This window comes from Enterobacter sichuanensis (assembly GCF_002939185.1).
In the GTDB taxonomy this organism is placed as follows: domain Bacteria; phylum Pseudomonadota; class Gammaproteobacteria; order Enterobacterales; family Enterobacteriaceae; genus Enterobacter; species Enterobacter sichuanensis.
The window spans coordinates 1-2,556 of sequence record NZ_POVL01000125.1; the positions used below are offsets into that span (position 1 = coordinate 1).

Sequence of the window (2,556 nt, forward strand, 5' to 3'; positions counted from 1 at the left end):
GGATAGGAAGAACGCCGGAAACAGGACTTACCCTGGCTGAATGGCGTGAATTTTCGCGATATGCACTTGCGTGCATACTCATGCATGCCGTAAAAACAGAGCCTGCGCGTTTCTGGCGGGTTTTCGGGTGGTTTGTTGCCTGTTTTACCGGTTTCCCGTCGGAAACGCCCTGAGGCCGTTTTAGCGGTGCGTACAATTATGACTTTATGTTAAATCATTAGGGAGGGGATTCTGCTGGAACTTAGAGGATGTTATTGCATATCAGACAAATTTCGGCAGATTTCCCAAGTTATCGAGTTTAGTTTTGTTTGGATCTGTGGTTATGTAGCCATCGTTCATCGCTTCCACTTTGGCTCCTAGGTTCCACTTACCAGTAGAGCTGTTCTTTACAACTGTCATAAAGCTGGCTTTTCCCATGCTGATCAGCTCGCTGATGAATTTGCGAGAGCTGATTGAGCCGGCAGTGTTCCATGAGCCATCTCGGTTTATTTTATGAACTTTTACGAATTCGATGTGCTGACCAGCACTGTCCATTTTGATTGCTGAGATATAGAAATCTACCATGGTTGCCTCCTGATGGCTGCTGGGTGTTTTACGTAACAAAAGCCCGCGTTCTGCGGGCTTTTTTCATGGAAACATTGGATGCAAGTGTTCCAGCTCTGCCGCTAAAGATTTGCGACTTTTTGACAGGCTGAATTGGGTCTGCATGTTTACCCACGACTCTGCAGAGCGGCCTACGACCTTCGACAATCTAAGTGCCATTTCATAGCTTAAGTCTGTTTTCCCATTTAACAGTCTACTTAAGGTAGACTGGGATACATCAAGTTTATCGGCTAACTCTGCGGCAGGTATTTCGAACGGTTCCATGAACATTTCTCTGATAAACTCACCAGGATGAACAGGATCGTAAAGATTTATCATGCCTTCCTCTGTTTGTTTTGTATTTGATTATACAAAAAAATTACTGCCTTTCAGTATGCGCATTGCACAATGTGCAAGCTCATGATATTGACAAAAAAAGCAGTCAGCTTTAGGATACTCGTTGGAGTCAAAGCTACTGCGTATGTATGGGCTTTTATGGCCTTTTCAAGGCGCAGTATTTTACCCTTAGGATTCGTTGAAGTCAAATGAGGTGATTGACCTCAAGAACAAACTTACGTCAATTGTTTTAATAAAGCAAGGGGGCAAAATGGAACTAATTAAAATGATTTTAAAATATAGATACAGGTATAGACGAAAAAAATATGGGGATTGTAGATGATAAAAAACATAAAACATAAAGGACTTAGGAGCTTTGCTGAAGAAGGTAGCACCGCCGGTATTCAGCCCAGTATGGCGAAAAGACTTCGCATGATTTTGACTACGCTAAGCACAGCAACTTGCATTCAAGACGTTGTTGACGTTAGGGCGTTAGGGTGCCACCCCCTAAAGGGGGAGCGTAAAGGCGAGTATTCCGTTGAAGTTAATGGGAACTGGCGGGTAGTTTTCAAGGTTGAGGAACCAAACGTCTTAGACGTTGATCTTGAAGATTATCATTAGTTATCAATAAGTAAGTTGCTAATCCATCCAAGTGAAAGTACGGATGGATTAGGGACTTTATTAAAAAAGTAACCTCTGGAGAAAGTATGAGATCCTTTATGGTTTTATTGTTCCCGTTGATTAGCGTAACTATTGCTGGAGTCCTAGCTTTTCGTGGTATTGATGGCTGGGGATGGTTCTTGTTAGCTGCTGTACTTTGTGCAGGGGCTGATACTGTCCAGAAGCATGTGTCTACCAATAAAAAGGAGCCTGCTGGTGAGTGAGCTGCCTTGGTTCTTCCTTGACTGCTTTGAATGATAAAGCGTATCTTACTCGCCGAGACGAAAAAACCGCCTGGGGAGGCGGTTTTTTCGAGGGTTCAGTAAGTTGGGGAACTTCTGAACCGTGGTAACAGGGTGTACAAGACCGCTGAAACCAAATTCTGTCCTTTCAGTTTAGCCGTAGTTGGGCTGAGACTTCAAGAACTCTGTATCAGTAATCTCTTGTACACCTTCTTACCAGTGGCTGCTGCCAGTGGCGCTTGTGCGTGTCTTACCGGGTTGGACTCAAGATGATAGTTACCGGATAAGGTGCAGCAGTCGGACTGAACGGGGGGTTCGTGCATACAGTCCAGCTTGGAGCGAACTGCCTACCCGGAACTGAGTGTCTGGCGTGGAATGAGATAAACGCGGCCATAACAGCGGAATGACACCGGTAAACCGAAAGGCAGGAACAGGAGAGCGCACGAGGGAGCCATCAGGGGGAAACGCCTGGTATCTTTATAGTCCTGTCGGGGTTCGCCACCACTGATTTGAGCGTCAGATTTCGTGATGCTTGTCAGGGGGGCGGAGCCTATGGAAAAAACGGCCGTCGCTCGGCCTTACACTTTCTCTCTTACGTTAGCGCTCGGTTTTCTCGAGTTCTTACACGCATGCCCCTGCCGCTCGCCGCAGCCGAACGGCAGGAGCGTAGCGACTGAGTGAGCGAGGAAGCGGAAAAGAGAACATCCCTACACTGAGCACTGACGCTCTGAGGCCT

The 2,556-nt window shown here is 46.3% G+C and carries 4 protein-coding genes; 1 reads left to right on the plus strand and 3 read right to left on the minus strand.

Features of this window, described 5'->3' with window-relative positions:
* Nucleotides 1-261 precede the first annotated feature (261 nt).
* Together C5687_RS23920 and C5687_RS23925 are read right to left on the minus strand one after the other, a co-directional pair.
* On the minus strand, nt 262-564 hold the full coding sequence (locus C5687_RS23920; RefSeq protein WP_023317863.1) for a DUF3892 domain-containing protein: 303 nt from the start codon (nt 562-564) through the stop codon (nt 262-264).
* A 63-nt stretch (nt 565-627) separates the two neighbouring features.
* Nucleotides 628-921: a HigA family addiction module antitoxin gene (locus C5687_RS23925; protein WP_023317864.1), complete on the minus strand. Its 294-nt coding sequence runs from the start codon at nt 919-921 to the stop codon at nt 628-630.
* A gap of 336 nt (nt 922-1,257) precedes the next feature.
* Here C5687_RS23925 and C5687_RS23930 point away from each other — a divergent pair, with 336 nt between their 5' ends.
* Nucleotides 1,258-1,539, plus strand: a complete 282-nt coding sequence (locus tag C5687_RS23930; RefSeq protein WP_032440460.1) for a type II toxin-antitoxin system RelE/ParE family toxin — start codon at nt 1,258-1,260, stop codon at nt 1,537-1,539.
* A 457-nt stretch (nt 1,540-1,996) separates the two neighbouring features.
* Here the strand turns inward: C5687_RS23930 and C5687_RS25170 are convergent, their stop codons facing one another.
* On the minus strand, nt 1,997-2,143 hold the full coding sequence (locus C5687_RS25170; protein WP_073545459.1) for a replication initiation protein: 147 nt from the start codon (nt 2,141-2,143) through the stop codon (nt 1,997-1,999).
* Nucleotides 2,144-2,556: the final 413 nt, after the last annotated feature.